Genomic DNA, 13787 nt, shown 5'->3' with positions numbered 1-13787 from the left:
AGCAATGAAGATCATCATTCTTGGCGCCGGCCAGGTCGGCGGTACGCTGGCCGAGCATCTGGCCCGCGAGGAAAACGACATCACCGTGGTGGACACCGACGGCGAGCGGCTGCGCGAGCTGCACACCCGGCTCGACATCCGCACCGTGGTGGGGCCGGGCTCCTACCCCGTGGTGCTGCGCCAGGCCGGCTGCGAGGACGCCGATATGCTGATCGCGGTGACCAGCCAGGACGAGGTCAACATGATCGCCTGCCAGGTCGCCCACACCCTGTTTCGCACCCCCACCAAGATCGCCCGGGTCCGCGCCACCGCCTACCTCACCCGCAAGGGGCTGTTCGCCCACGAGGCGGTGCCCATCGACGTGCTGATCAGCCCCGAGCAGGTGGTCACCGACCACATCCGCCGGTTGATCGAGCACCCCGGCGCGCTGCAGGTGCTGGAGTTCGCCGGTGGGCTGGTGCAGCTGGTGGCGGTCAAGGCGTTCTACGGCGGCCCGCTGGTGGGCCAGGACCTGGGCTTCCTGCGACGCCACATGCCCAGCGTCGACACCCGGGTGGCGGCCATCTACCGCCGCAACCGGCCGATCATTCCCCGCGGCGACACCGTGATCGAGGCCGACGACGAGGTCTTCTTCATCGCCGCCCGCCGCGACATCCGCGCGGTGATGAGTGAGCTGCGCCGGGTCGACCGCGACTTCCGCCGGGTGATGATCGCCGGCGGCGGCAACATCGGCGAGCGGCTGGCCGAACACCTCGAGCACAGCCACCAGGTCAAGATCATCGAGCACGGCATCGAGCGCTGCACGGTGCTCGCCGAGCGCCTCGACCGCACCGTGGTGCTGCACGGCAGCGCCACCAACAAGCGGCTGCTGGAAGAGGAGAACATCGAGGACTGCGACATCTTTTGCGCGCTGACCAACGACGACGAGGTCAACATCATGTCGTCGATGCTGGCCAAGCGCATGGGTGCCAAGAAGGTGCTGACGCTGATCAACAACGCCGCCTACGTGGACCTGGTCCAGGGCGGCGAGATCGACATCGCCATCTCGCCGCAGCAGGCCACCATCGGCAGCCTGCTGACCCACGTGCGCCGCGGCGACATCGTCAACGTGCACTCGCTGCGCCGCGGTGCCGCCGAGGCGATCGAGGCCATCGCCCACGGCGACATGCAATCCTCCAAGGTGGTTGGCCGCGCCATCGGCGACATCGACCTGCCCAGCGGCACCACCATCGGTGCGCTGGTGCGCGGCAAGGAGGTGCTGATCGCCCACGACGACGTGGTGGTGGAGTCGGGCGATCACCTGATCCTGTTCGTGATCGACAAGCGCCGCATTCGCGAGGTGGAACGCCTCTTCCAGGTCGGCCTGACCTTCTTCTGATGCCAACGGGGCGCCTCTTGATGTCACGCTGCTGCTTCGCGCCTATGGTTCGCACGCCTGTCGCCAGGGGAATCTTCGCATGAGCCTGCGCATCATCCTGCGCATCCTGGGCATGCTGCTGATGATGTTCAGCCTGACCATGGTGCCACCCATCCTGATCTCGCTGCTGTTCGGCGATGCCCAGTGGGATGCCTTCGCCATCGCGATCATCATCACCGCGGCAACGGGACTGGTGATGTACCTGCCCAACCGGCTGGCTCGCAAGGAGCTGCGCACCCGCGACGGCTTCCTGATCGCCGCCCTGTTCTGGAGCGTACTGGGGCTGTTCGGCTCGCTACCACTGATGTTGACCGGCGACGCCGCCCTGTCGCCCACCGACGCGGTTTTCGAGTCCTTCTCGGGGCTGACCACCACCGGCGCCACGGTGATCACCGGCATCGACTTCCTGCCGGAGTCGATCCTCTACTATCGCCAGCAGCTGCAGTGGCTCGGCGGGATGGGGATCGTGGTACTGGCGGTGGCGATCCTGCCGACCCTGGGGGTCGGGGGCATGGCCCTCTATCGCACGGAGATCCCGGGCCCGCTGAAGGACTCCAAGCTCACGCCGCGCATCACCGAGACCGCCAAGGCGCTGTGGTACATCTACGCCGCCCTGACCATCACCTGCTTCCTGGCCTACCTGGCCGCCGGCATGAACTGGTTCGATGCCCTGGGCCACAGTTTCTCAACCGTGGCCATCGGCGGTTTTTCCACCTACGACGCCAGCATCGGCCATTTCGACAGTGCCACCATCGAGCTGATCTGCATGTTCTTCCTGATCATCTCGGCAATGAGTTTCAGCCTCCATTTTCTGGCCTGGCGCGGCCGGCGCATCCGCCACTATTTCCAGGACCCGGAAGCCCGTTTCCTGCTGATGTTCCTGGCTTTCCTGTCCGTCATCACCGTGATCTCGCTGTGGCTTACCGGCACCTACGATACCGAGCGGGGCCTGCGCCATGGCCTCTTCCAGGTCGTCTCGATCGCCACCACCGCCGGTTTCGGCGTGGCGGACTTCGCGGCCTGGCCGGGCGCGCTGCCGTTCCTGCTGTTCATGGCGGCCTTCGTCGGCGGCTGCTCCGGGTCCACCGGCGGCGGCATGAAGGTGATCCGCATCATCCTGATCCTGAAGCAAGGCATGCGCGAAGTCATGCGCCTGATCCACCCCAACGCGGTGATCGCGGTCAAGATCGGCAAGGTGAGCGTACCCGATGGCATCGCCCAGGCGGTGTGGGGTTTCTTCTCGGTCTATGTGATGCTGTTCTTCCTGATGCTGGTGGGCGTCATGGCCACCGGCGTCGATCAGGTCACCGCCTGGTCGACGGTGGCCTCGGCGCTCAACAACCTGGGCCCTGCACTCGGGGAAGCCTCAGCGAATTACGGCGAAATGCCGATGCTCGCCAAGTGGATCCTGGTGGTTGCCATGCTGCTGGGCCGCCTGGAGATCTTCACGGTGCTGGTGCTGTTCACCCCGGCCTTCTGGCGCCGTTAGGGAAACACTGCACAAATGCCTACACGAGCGAATCGCTGCGTTGCGCGGTGCTCGGAATCCTCACATATACCCCATATGCTCCGGTTCCTGTGCTCCGTGCGCCTTGCGCTTCATCTCGCTCGACGATTTGTTCAGCGTTTCCTTGGATAAGCCTGATGCTACTTCCGACAGGCCGGGTTTGGAGCGCGGGCCGGCTTCGTGGATAATCGGGCATTCATCCCCTTTCAACCCCGAGCGTTCATGACCCACTCCCAGGACACCGTGACCGACCCCCGCCAGGAAGGCGACTTCAGCGGCCCGCGCCAAGTCATCGAGCTGGGCGGGACCCGCTATACCCTGCTGGGCACTGCCCATGTCTCGGCGCAGAGCGCCGATGACGTGCGCCGCCTGATCGGCTCCGGTGAATTCGACGCCGTGGCCATCGAGCTGTGCGACTCCCGCCACCAGAACCTCAGCGACCCGGATGCCCTGGGCAAGCAGGATCTCTTCGAAATCTTTCGCCAGGGCAAGGCCGGCATGGTCGCCGCCAGCCTGGCGCTGGGCGCCTTCCAGCAGCGAGTCGCCGAACAGTCGGGTATCGAGCCGGGTGCCGAGATGCGTGCCGCCCTGGAGGAGGCACGCCGGCACGAGCTGCCCTTGCTGCTGATCGACCGCGACGTGGGCATCACCCTCAAGCGCATCTACCACAACGTACCCTGGTGGCAACGCATGTCGCTGTTCACCGGGCTACTCGGCAGCGTGCTCTCGCGCCAGGAGATCAAGCCCGAGGAGATCGAGCGGCTGAAGCAGGGCGACGTGCTGGAGTCCACCTTCAATGAGTTCGCCGCCGAGTCCGAGGCGCTCTACATTCCGCTGATCACCGAGCGCGACCGCTACATGGTGATGTGCCTGGCCGAGCAGGCCCCTCCCGGGCGCTATCGCAATGTGCTGGTGGTGATCGGTGCCGGGCATATGAAGGGGATGGCCGAGCGCTTCGGCGAACCCTTGCCCGCCTCGCCCCGGGAAGAGCGTGAGAAGCTGGAGGTCACGCCGCCGCCGTCGAAGATTTGGCGCTCACTCCCCTGGCTGATCACGGCCCTGGTGCTGACCGGCTTCGCCATCGGCTTCTCGCGCAACACCGAACTGGGCTGGCAGCTGGTCGGCGAGTGGTTCCTGATCAACGGCGTGCTCTCGGGGCTCGCCACCCTGGCCGCCCTGGCTCACCCGGTCACGGTACTGGCCACCATGGTCGCGGCACCGCTCACCTCGCTGAATCCGACCATCGGCGCCGGCTTCGTCGCCGCCGGGGTGGAGCTGTGGATGCGCAAGCCCAAGGTGCGCGACTTTTCCACCCTGCGCCACGATGTCACCGAGCTGAAGGGCTGGTGGCGCAATCGGGTTTCACGCACCCTGCTGGTGTTCCTGTTCGCCACGCTGGGCTCCGCCGCCGGCACCTGGATCGCCGGCTTCCGCATCGCCGGCGCGCTGTTCGGCGGCTGACGGGGCGCATCACCCCCCTTCCGAGGCCTCGCCGCTCTCATCCGGGTGCGTACCATAGGCCTGAGAGAATGCCTCGATGACCTGCGCCACCACCTTGCGCTGCGCGACCGGCAGCGCGAGGTAGCGTTGCAGCACCTGGCGCTCCTCGCCACTGATCGACGCCTCCCAGCGGCCCCGGGCCTCGCGAATCTGCAGCCCGGCGGCTTCCCCGTAGCGCAGCGCCTGGGGCTCGACGCCCAACCACTCCGCCAGCACCTGGAGCTTCTCCTGCTTGGGAAGGGTCTCGCCACAGAGCCAACGACGCACCCCCTGCAGGGTGACGGGCTTGCCCCAGTAGCGCAGGTTGAATTCACGTTCCAGCACGGCGGGCCGTGGCTCGTAGCCAGCCGACCGCATTGCGGTTGCCAGGCGTTCGGCAAAGGCGGTTTTTTCGTTCATGCGGCGAATGTGCCGCGCAGTTCAGGCTCGCAGTTAAACTGGAGTTGATCTAATATAGCAACCAATGGTTAACTCCATCATGTCAGTTGATCATCGATGCCAGCCGCGTCAAGGCCCGGCCGTTGGCTCAAAACACAACAGGACCCCCCATGCCGGACTCGCTTCAAAGGGATCTCGATGCGAGCTACTGTCCGAGGGTACTGGCGGAAACCGCCGGTGCCATCCAGCCCCATGGCTGCCTGATCGTCGTCGATCAGCGGTGGCGCAGCGTGACCCTCACCAGCACCAACCTGGATCGGTTCCTTGGCCAGGCACCGGCCGATGTGCTCGGCCGCTCTCCATCCGCCGTACTGGGCTCGGTTCCCATCGGCCTGCTCGCCTCCCGGTTCGGCAAAGGCGAGGAAGGCCGCGCCAGTACCGCCACCTGCCGGCTCGACATCACCCCACAGCCACTACATGTCACCGCACACGGCGTGGCGACCAGCATCGTCCTGGAGCTGGAGCCATGCGGAAACCTGACCGACAACCTGACGGAACGGGTGGCTGGCTGGGGTTCACGCATCGCTGGGGCCGACTGCCCAGGCAGGGTGCTCTCGCTGCTATTGGCCGCACTGCGCGAGCTGACCGGGCTCGAGACCGCCGAGGCCTATCGCATCGACGATGGCGGCCACCTGCAACGACTGGCGGCGGACGCTGCCTCCGACCAGGTCCGCAACGCATGCGGCGCCTTTTCCGCCGGCCTTCCGCACCCGACGGGGAGCCTCTTTTCCGGCAGCACACCATTGCGGATGATCGCCGACACCACGGCAAGCCCCGTCCCGCTGACGGGTCCGGGGGCGGCTGCCCTGGACCTCTCCCGGGCCGTGCTCCGCTCGATTCCTGTGCGCGACCGGAACTGGCTGCGGCAGTTGCAGGCGCATACCGCCCTTGTCATCAACCTGTACGATGGGCAGCGCCGCTGGGGGCTGATCGCCTGCCATGGGCGCCAGGCCCGTTACCTGGCACCCAGGCTTCGCCAGCTGCTGCAGCTGTTGGCCCATACGGCATTCCAGCGCCATGCCCTGCTGCAGGAGCGGGCAGAATCCCTGCGTCGACGCCGGTTGCTGGCAATGGCCGGCCAGCTCGGCGTTCGCCGACCGCGACGGCCCTCCAACACCGCGCTGCTGGCAGCCGCCAAGGCCTGCAAGCACTACTTCCAAGCCTGTGGTGTCGCCCTAGTATATCAAGGTAAGGCCCTGGGACTTGGCAAGCGTCCGCCTGCCCGAACCCTACAGCAGCTTGCCGCTGATCTCGACCGTTGTTCACCCGATGCCCTCTGGCACAGTCATCGACTGGCCGATACCGCACTCGGCAAGGCCTTGCCGCCACAGGGAGACTTCAGTGGCCTGCTGGCGGCTCCCCTGACCAGCGAGGCACAGCCAGCCGGGTGGCTAATGCTGTTTCGGCAGCCGACAAGGCGGCGCACCGTCGCACAGCAGAATGAAGTCCTCCAGACCGAAGCGCCCCACGACAGCATCGCCTGGTCCACCGCCGACCAGCATGCCGCTGTCGAGCTGGGCAGGATGCTATCCAATGACATCACCGTCTGGCGGGCCAGGCATCGCTGCAGGCGCCTGCATGAGCGCAATGCCAGGCTCAGGCACCTGGCCCGCACCGATCCGGTCGCAGGCATTGCCAACCGTCACCGGATCGAGGAGCTGCTCAAGGCGGAGCTCGCCATAGCCGAGCATGGTGGCAAACCCTGCTCGCTGCTGCTGTTCGATATCGACCATTTCAAGCGAATCAACGACAGCCATGGGCATGACGCAGGCGACAGCGTGCTGCGACAGGTGGCCCAGACCGTTCAAGCGCGTCTGCGAGCCTCGGATCACCTGGGCCGCTGGGGGGGCGAGGAGTTTCTGATCATCGCCCCGGACTGTACCCTGCCCCAGGCCACCGAGCTGGCGGCTCGCCTCTGCCAGGACCGGCTAGAGACACCCTTCCCTGCTGTCGGCCCGGTCTCGATCAGCATCGGCGTCACTGCCTGGCAGCCGGGTGACACCCCGAGCCAACTGGTGCATCGGGCCGACATGGCCATGTATCAGGCCAAGGAGGCGGGGCGCGCCTGCGTTCGAGTCGCCGAGGCGGCAGACTGAAGACTTACCGGGTGCGCCGGTTCTGCAGCCGCTTCATGGCGGGCGTCGGCGCCAGGAGCTTCTCGAAGCGCCGGCTGGCGGCATAGCTGTCGTTGAAGGCGTCGAAGTAGTCATCCAGCACGTCGCCGGCCAGGGTGTCCCCCGATTGACGCAGCAGTTCGGCGGCCACCTCGGCCGTGCAGAGGTGTGCCGCCGACGCCGGCTTGCGCAGCCGATAGCGGGTCAGTCGCTCGGTGGCCAGCGGCAGCACCGGCAGGTTCTTCAGGTAGGGGCTCTTGCGGAAGATCCGCCGTGCCTGGCGCCAGGTGCCGTCGAGCAGGATAAAGACCGGTGTCTTCCCGGCGCTCTTGACGCTCGCGACGGCGTCCAGGCTCACCACGCGGTCGGCGTAGTCGGGCTGATCATCGGGAAAGATCACGAAGGGGGCGAAGCGGCTATCCTCGAGCAGTGCCAGCAATCGCTCGTCCGGGGTCGTACGGTACCAGGTAAACACCTCGGTGGTGGGCAGCACGTCCCGGATCAGTCGCCCGGTATTGGTCGGCTTGTGGTGCTCCAGGGGGTGCGTCAACAGCCAGACACGAGCCGTACTCTCCACCGTGAACCGATAGGGGCAAAGGCAGTTGAGGCGAGGCAGGTTGCAACCGGGACAGCGCTCGACGAAGCTCCCGCGCCCCTTGAACTCTCGCCGTGGCGGCCGAGGATGACCCGTTGCGGGGTCACGATCGCTGAAATCGCTGGGCGTATTGTCCGACATGAGGGCCTTTGGCGGTGCTGAAAGGGGCGGCATTCTATCATGGCTCCCCGCTGCGGGAGAGGCCGCTTGCCGAGTGGCATTAGCCCAGCAGGGTCTCCGGCATCCACAGCCGCCCCTCCCGCTGCCAGTGGCGTACGAGTTCTGGCACCCCCCTGCCGGCGGGCTGGCTGACGCGAGTCACGCCCGGCGGCGCCAGCGTCTCGGCCTCGGGGTCCACCAGCACGCAGGGGGCCTCCAGGGGAGCATGATCCAGCAATGAAGCGGCGGGCATCACGGCAAGCGAGGTGCCGACCACCAGCAGCAGGTCGGCCTCGCCGACGATCTCACAGGCCTCGGCAAAGTGCGGCACGCTCTCGCCGAACCACACCACGTCCGGGCGCAGCTGGCTCCCCTTGTCGCAGATATCGCCCAACTCGATGCCGCCACGGGGCAGGCGATACTGCATTCGGGCATCCACCGTAGAGCGCGCCTTGAGGATTTCGCCATGCAGGTGCAGCACGTTGCGGGATCCCGCGCGCTCGTGCAGGTCATCGATGTTCTGGGTGATGATACTGACCCGAAAACCCCGCTTCTCCAGCTCCGCCAGGGCCTTGTGGGCGGCATTGGGCCGGGCCCGGCGGACCTGGGCCCGGCGCGTATTGTAGAATTCCAGCACACGCCGGGGATCACGACGCCAGGCTTCGGGGGTGGCCACCGCCTCGATGGGGTGGTCGGCCCAAAGGCCATCGTCGGCCCGGAAGGTCTGGATACCGCTCTCGGCGCTGATGCCGGAACCGGTAAAGACCACAAGATGGGGGCGCCTCTCCTCCGCCATACCTTGCCTCGTCATTGCCGCTGCCTGCCGGACGCACTGAAGTGGCGGGCCTGGAAGCGGCTCGCTTCAATAGACCAGGCCATTCTCCTCGCTACCGACAAACCGCTGCTTGTTGCGGTAGGGATAGACGTCGATGACTCGTCCATCGCGAATGGCCTGCTGTAATCCCTTCCAGTAATCCGCGTCGAGCAACTCCGCGTGCAGTTCATAGAAGAGCTTGCGCAGTCGGATATCGGCGAACAGGAAGGGGCCGAATTCCTCGGGAAAAATATCATTCGGCCCCACCGAGTACCAGGGTTCGTCGGATAGCTCCTGCTCGGGGTACATCGGCTCCGGAATATGGCGGAAATTGCACTCGGTGAGATAGCAGACCTCGTCATAGTCGTAGAAGATCACCCGGCCGTGGCGGGTGACGCCGAAGTTCTTGAGCAGCATGTCACCGGGGAATATATTGGCAGCCGCCATCTGCTTGATGGCATTGCCGTAGTCCTTGAGTACGGCCCGTGTCTCGGCTTCATCGCACTGCTCCAGGTAGAGGTTGAGCGGCGTCATCATCCGCTCCGTGTAGCAGTGCTTGATGATGACCTTGTCACCCTTGAGCTGGACGTTGGAGGGTGCCACCTCGAGCAGTTCCTCCAGGCACTCCGGTGCAAAGTGATCCTTGCGGGCGATGAAGTTGGAGAATTCCTGGGTATCCGCCATGCGGCCGACCCTGTCGTGACGCTTGACCAGGCTGTACTTCTCACGGACGTTATCCCGGCTCATCTGCTTGGAAGGGTCGAAGCGATCCTTGATGATCTTGAAGACCGTGCGAAACGACGGCAGCACGAATACCGCCATGACCATGCCACGCACCCCCGGCGCGATGATGAACTTGTCCTCCCGCTTGGCCACCTGCCGGTTCAGCGCACGGAAGAACTCCGTCTTGCCATGCTTGAAGAAACCGATCGTGGCGTACAGCTCCCCTTCGGGCTTGTCGGGCATCAACTCCTGCAGATAGTCGACGAACTCTCCCGGCACCTGCACCTCCACCTGGAAGTAGGCACGGGTGAAGGAGAAGATGATCGACACCTCGTCGGACTCGATGAGCACCGTATCCAGGTGCAGCCCCTTCCCTTCATCGTGAAGCACCGGCAACACCAGCGGGACCTGTTCACCGCCCCCTCGAATGCGCCCCACCAGATAGGCGCCCTTGTTGCGGTAGAAGACGCTCTTGAGCAGCTCGACCTCGGTATCCGGCGCGTCGAGAATGGCGGCCGGCAGGTGGCCACGCAGGAACTCGGCGGCCAGCCGGGTATCACGCTGCAGGTTGTCGAAGGGTGTCTCGAAGGGAGCACCCGCCAGTGCCCAGTGGATGGCTTCCTGCCATTTTCCGTCCACCGGCAGGCGACGACAGCGCTCGATCCCCGAGTGGTGCGCCGCCGCATCCCGGGAGCTGTAGACGAACATCCAGTCGTTGCGGATATGGCGGTGATGGAAGATAGAGCAGAACATCGAGTTGAAATAGGTTTCGGCCAGCTCGTAGTCGAGACGCTGGCTGATCAGTTCGGCGTAGTGATTCCTGCCCTCGCGCCAGCATTCACAGTGGGTCAGTTCCTCGTCGGCGAAGGATCGCTTGAGCCTGTCGAGGGTTTCCTCGACCTTCTCGTCGTAGAGGTTGATGCGTTCCGCAGAAGCCTGCTGTGCCTCCCGCCATGCGGCATCACGGAAACGCCGGCTGGCATCCGCGGTGATCTCCTTGAAACGCGAACGGTACTCATCGAAGCCGTGCAGGATCGTGGCAGCAAGACGATAGGCGGGGGAATGCTTCATGGCGGACTCCGGGCAGCTTGAACGACAAGCTTCGCGGATTTGGCCACGTTTCGCGAGCAGACCATGGTGGACCATGGGTGTAGTGAGGCGACACGGACGTCATCCCTTCATCCACGCCAACGAAAACCACACGGATGCGGCATCCAGATGGCAATGCCATGACAATCAACGCGCTCGCGATTCCTGACCAGTCATGGCATTGAGTCACACCGTTCCCCCGGCCGTGGGGAGATCGACCGGCTCACTCCACCGCCCGGTAGATCTCCCAGCGGGTGGAGCCGCTGACGACCAGGGGCTCGATCGCCTTGCCCCACTCCCGGTGGTCGGCGCGCTCGGCGAGCTTGTCCCACTGGGCGCTCAGAGTCGCGATGTCCGCCACCCGAACGTCCACGGCGACAACCGACTCGGCGGCACCGATGCTGCCGGTGGTGATGGTGTAGTCGGTCTGGCCGATCTCGCGGCCGATGGTGCGCCACCACTCCTGGGTCTTCGCAAGCAGCTCCTGCTTGTGCCCAAAGCGGGCCTGACAGTACCAGCGTGCAATGATCATGACATCCTCCCGTGCTCTGCAGGTTGCGAGTCGCCGGGGTATGCCCCGGCGATCACAGGGACGCAGCAGGCGGCAGAAAGGTTCCCGCCTATCCCTATCAGCCGAGAAGAAAACGTGCCGTGGAGGTGTCCACCACTTGCGCTGGTTCCCAAGTGGCAGGACAGGATCAGGCCCCGTGGTAGCCGTCCTCTTCGGGATCCTCATGGGCGCCCCTGGGAAGCTCACCGGCCCAGGCCATCGCAGCGGCGCGTTCGCGGCAAGAGAAAGTGCGGATATCCACCGCCTTGAACAGCCGCTCTTCCAGGTGGGCGAAATGCTCGATCCACGCCTGGTCGGTGACCACGGCGGCGCGGTGGTAGTGGTCGAGATCGCCGAGCTGAGTCAGGCCATAACCGATGTCCTTGAGCAGGGCAGTCAGCGTCATCAAGCGCAGGTTGTCGATCTCGATCACCAGGCTGATCACGGGATGATCCCGCTTGGCGGCCTCAATGGCATCAATGGCGCGCTGCAGCTCTCTGCCCGTCACGATGCCCCCCGCCTTCATCGCCACGACATGGTCTGCCGGGTGGGAGATCAGATCCAACATGGGCGTTCTCCTTGAGGTCTGGAGCAATACGAAGTGCCTCGGCCACTTTCAGCATAGCGCGCCATGGCGGCCTGGCGGAAAGCATGACGCACACACCCTGGGCGAAGCCAGCCTGGTGGAGTAGAAACGGCGGCTCAGGCGACGCGCGGCGCGGCATCGCTGCGCACGCAGTTCAGCAGGCAGAAGACCGCCAGCGCACCGGTCAGCGTGGGTAGCAGGAAGCCCACGGCGTAGCTGCCGGTGAGCCACACGATCAGGCTGAACAGCGCCGGGCCCACCAGCACCCCCATGTAGGTCAGCACCAGCACGGCGGCGGTGGCCTCGCCCACCTCACCGGGCTGGCAGCGCCGCGCCACCTCGCCCAGATAGACCCCGTTCCAGCCCACCGCCGTGGCGCCGGCGACCACCATCAGGGCAATCGTCAGCCAGGTCGGCACCACGGTGCCGAGTACGGCCAGCAGAAAGAAGAGCACGGAGATAACGCCGGCCAGGCCGAATAGCACCGGCAGGCTCCCTCCCAGGCGGTCGGCCAGGGCACCCCAGGCCAGTCGCCCCGACACCCCGGCCACATGCACCAGCGACACCACGGCCCCCGCCATGACCAGGCTCAGCAGCAGCTCCTCGACCATGAAGGCCACCGCGAAGCTGAGCAGCGAGAGCTGCGCCGCGGAGAGGCAGAAGCCGGTGGCGCCCAGCCAGCGCATGGCACGGGAGCGGCGCAGGACATCCAGGCTGCCGGCCCCCTGCATGCGTACGCTGGCATCTCGGCTGGCATCCCAGCGGGAGCGACGTGGCTGCAGCAGCAGCAGTGTGGCAAGGCTGGCCGCGCCCACCGCCAGGAAGGCCGCCTGCCAGTTCCAGTAGGCCGCCAGCGGCGGTGCCATCAGGCCGGCCAGCACGCCGCCCAGGGGCACGCCGGTCTGCTTGATGGAGTAGACGAGATTGCGTCGTTCGGGGGGCGTGAAGCGGGAGAGCAGCTCCGCCGCCGCGGGACTGGTGATGCCGTAGGCGAGGCCCAGCATCAGGGTGGTGCCGAGCAGCGCCAGCGGCGTGCCGATCAGGGCCAGCGCGCAGCCCCCCATCACCAGCGCGATGGCCAGCTGGCTGGCCCGACAGCCGCCCAGGCGCCGGGCTAGCACCGCCGACTGCAGCGAGGTGAGCATTGCCACCCCGTAGAGCAGGCTGACCTGCAGCCCGACCCAGCCGGTCGGCACGCCGAAAGCGGCGGCGATCTGTGGCGCCAGGGTCGGCACCAGCAGCATTCCCGCGCTGCACAGCACCTGTACCCAGGTCGCGGCCAGCAGCACCACGAGCCCCTCGCCCCATTCGGGGGAGGCGGGGGGCTGGACGGTAGGGGATGGCGGCATGGGCGCGCTTCCTGGCCAAGGAAACCGTTAGCCTACACACAATCTGCAGCTTCCCGCCAATACTTGCGCCGGGACGAGCGCCACGGCGCCTCCCGGCTCCCGCCTTACCAGGGCAGCGGTTCGCCGTTGCTATGCCAGAAGGTACCGGTGGTCTCGAGCGTCAGTGCCGCGATACGCGCCGCGATACCGGCTGCGGCCTCCTCCGGTGAAATCATGCCGCCGAAGTTGACCATGCGGGTCTTCACGAAGCCGGGATGGAGCTGGATGACCGAAATTCCGCGGGGAGCCAGGTCCATGGCCAGCGACTTGCCGAAGGCATTGAGTGCCGCCTTGGAGGCGCGATAGCCATAACGGCCACCGGAATCGTTGTCGGCGATCGAACCCATGCGGCTGGTGATGTTGGCGATCTTGCTGCCTTCCCCCAGGTTGTCGAGCAACGCCTCGACCACGGCGAGCGGCGCGTAGGCATTGATCTCCATCTGTTCCCGGATGGTGTCGAAGTTCAGTTCGCCCAGGGACTCGTCGCGCAGCAGCCCCGCGTTGTTGATCAGCAGGTCGAGCCGCTGATCCTTCACCTCCTCGGCGAGTCGGGCGATATCCGCGGCACGGGTCACATCGATACCTTCCACCACCCGGCTGGCCACTGCGTCCAGCTCGGCGGATGTCTGGCGACAGACCCCGATCACTTGCCAGCCCTCGCCATGATAGTGCCGGGCCAGTGCCAGGCCGACGCCGCGATTGGCACCGGTGATCAAGACGGTTGAGGACATGATGACTCCTGTTGAATGGTAGAACGGTCGGTTTAACGTTGACCGGAGGTTTTCCTGGCTTGCTCAGGGAGAGGTTGGGGGTCACGGGGCTCACTTCAAGCGGCAAGTGCTTCCCACTGCCCCTCAACGAAGAAGCCCCGTATAATGGTTACGTAATGTAAACATTGCCCGACATA

12 protein-coding genes are annotated in these 13787 nt (G+C 65.6%); 4 read left to right on the top strand and 8 right to left on the bottom strand.

The features are described 5' to 3' along the window. Positions 1-4 precede the first annotated feature (4 nt). From trkA to LY622_RS06430, 3 genes are all read left to right on the top strand, one after another. Positions 5-1378, top strand: coding sequence for a Trk system potassium transporter TrkA (trkA, locus tag LY622_RS06440; RefSeq protein ID WP_201025426.1), 1374 nt, complete (start codon positions 5-7; stop codon positions 1376-1378). Positions 1379-1457: 79 nt separating this feature from the next. Continuing rightward, positions 1458-2906 (top strand): TrkH family potassium uptake protein, encoded by a 1449-nt coding sequence (locus tag LY622_RS06435; RefSeq protein WP_234290122.1) that lies wholly within the window; start codon positions 1458-1460, stop codon positions 2904-2906. Between the two features lie 240 nt (positions 2907-3146). Then, positions 3147-4385, top strand: a complete 1239-nt coding sequence (locus LY622_RS06430; RefSeq protein WP_234290121.1) for a TraB/GumN family protein — start codon at positions 3147-3149, stop codon at positions 4383-4385. Positions 4386-4394: 9 nt separating this feature from the next. On the opposite strand, the gene LY622_RS06425 is transcribed toward LY622_RS06430, so the two are convergent. Continuing rightward, entirely contained in the window at positions 4395-4823 is a 429-nt protein-coding gene (locus LY622_RS06425) for a transcriptional regulator (RefSeq protein ID WP_234290120.1), read from the bottom strand. A 149-nt stretch (positions 4824-4972) separates the two neighbouring features. Here LY622_RS06425 and LY622_RS06420 point away from each other — a divergent pair, with 149 nt between their 5' ends. Continuing rightward, positions 4973-6958: a sensor domain-containing diguanylate cyclase gene (locus LY622_RS06420; RefSeq protein WP_234290119.1), complete on the top strand. Its 1986-nt coding sequence runs from the start codon at positions 4973-4975 to the stop codon at positions 6956-6958. Between the two features lie 4 nt (positions 6959-6962). On the opposite strand, the gene LY622_RS06415 is transcribed toward LY622_RS06420, so the two are convergent. From LY622_RS06415 to LY622_RS06385, 7 genes are all read right to left on the bottom strand, one after another. Next, the gene (locus LY622_RS06415; RefSeq protein ID WP_223137238.1) at positions 6963-7712 is read right to left on the bottom strand and encodes a tRNA-uridine aminocarboxypropyltransferase; all 750 of its coding nucleotides are present in this window, start codon (positions 7710-7712) and stop codon (positions 6963-6965) included. A 79-nt stretch (positions 7713-7791) separates the two neighbouring features. Further along, complete coding sequence (locus tag LY622_RS06410) at positions 7792-8526, bottom strand: SIR2 family NAD-dependent protein deacylase (protein WP_234290118.1); 735 nt, start codon at positions 8524-8526, stop codon at positions 7792-7794. Between the two features lie 66 nt (positions 8527-8592). Beyond that, the gene (gene aceK / locus LY622_RS06405) at positions 8593-10338 is read right to left on the bottom strand and encodes a bifunctional isocitrate dehydrogenase kinase/phosphatase (protein WP_234290117.1); all 1746 of its coding nucleotides are present in this window, start codon (positions 10336-10338) and stop codon (positions 8593-8595) included. A gap of 241 nt (positions 10339-10579) precedes the next feature. Continuing rightward, complete coding sequence (locus tag LY622_RS06400) at positions 10580-10888, bottom strand: hypothetical protein (RefSeq protein WP_234290116.1); 309 nt, start codon at positions 10886-10888, stop codon at positions 10580-10582. A gap of 166 nt (positions 10889-11054) precedes the next feature. Continuing rightward, positions 11055-11474 (bottom strand): SpoIIAA family protein, encoded by a 420-nt coding sequence (locus LY622_RS06395; protein WP_234290115.1) that lies wholly within the window; start codon positions 11472-11474, stop codon positions 11055-11057. 134 nt (positions 11475-11608) lie between these two features. After that, positions 11609-12841: an MFS transporter gene (locus LY622_RS06390; protein ID WP_234290114.1), complete on the bottom strand. Its 1233-nt coding sequence runs from the start codon at positions 12839-12841 to the stop codon at positions 11609-11611. 104 nt (positions 12842-12945) lie between these two features. Further along, positions 12946-13611, bottom strand: a complete 666-nt coding sequence (locus tag LY622_RS06385) for an SDR family oxidoreductase (RefSeq protein ID WP_234280964.1) — start codon at positions 13609-13611, stop codon at positions 12946-12948. Between the last annotated feature and the right edge of the window lie 176 nt (positions 13612-13787).

This window comes from Halomonas alkalisoli, assembly GCF_021412585.1.
GTDB lineage: Bacteria > Pseudomonadota > Gammaproteobacteria > Pseudomonadales > Halomonadaceae > Halomonas > Halomonas alkalisoli.
Note: the sequence above shows the minus strand (reverse complement) of the source record. Positions and strands in the feature narration are given on the sequence as shown.

Coding starts and splice junctions, on each gene's coding strand:
- trkA (WP_201025426.1), top strand. CDS start 5: ATGAAGATCATCATTCTTGGCGCCGGCCAGGTCGGCGGTACGCTGGCC.
- LY622_RS06435 (WP_234290122.1), top strand. CDS start 1,458: ATGAGCCTGCGCATCATCCTGCGCATCCTGGGCATGCTGCTGATGATG.
- LY622_RS06430 (WP_234290121.1), top strand. CDS start 3,147: ATGACCCACTCCCAGGACACCGTGACCGACCCCCGCCAGGAAGGCGAC.
- LY622_RS06425 (WP_234290120.1), bottom strand. CDS start 4,823: ATGAACGAAAAAACCGCCTTTGCCGAACGCCTGGCAACCGCAATGCGG.
- LY622_RS06420 (WP_234290119.1), top strand. CDS start 4,973: ATGCCGGACTCGCTTCAAAGGGATCTCGATGCGAGCTACTGTCCGAGG.
- LY622_RS06415 (WP_223137238.1), bottom strand. CDS start 7,712: ATGTCGGACAATACGCCCAGCGATTTCAGCGATCGTGACCCCGCAACG.
- LY622_RS06410 (WP_234290118.1), bottom strand. CDS start 8,526: ATGGCGGAGGAGAGGCGCCCCCATCTTGTGGTCTTTACCGGTTCCGGC.
- aceK (WP_234290117.1), bottom strand. CDS start 10,338: ATGAAGCATTCCCCCGCCTATCGTCTTGCTGCCACGATCCTGCACGGC.
- LY622_RS06400 (WP_234290116.1), bottom strand. CDS start 10,888: ATGATCATTGCACGCTGGTACTGTCAGGCCCGCTTTGGGCACAAGCAG.
- LY622_RS06395 (WP_234290115.1), bottom strand. CDS start 11,474: ATGTTGGATCTGATCTCCCACCCGGCAGACCATGTCGTGGCGATGAAG.
- LY622_RS06390 (WP_234290114.1), bottom strand. CDS start 12,841: ATGCCGCCATCCCCTACCGTCCAGCCCCCCGCCTCCCCCGAATGGGGC.
- LY622_RS06385 (WP_234280964.1), bottom strand. CDS start 13,611: ATGTCCTCAACCGTCTTGATCACCGGTGCCAATCGCGGCGTCGGCCTG.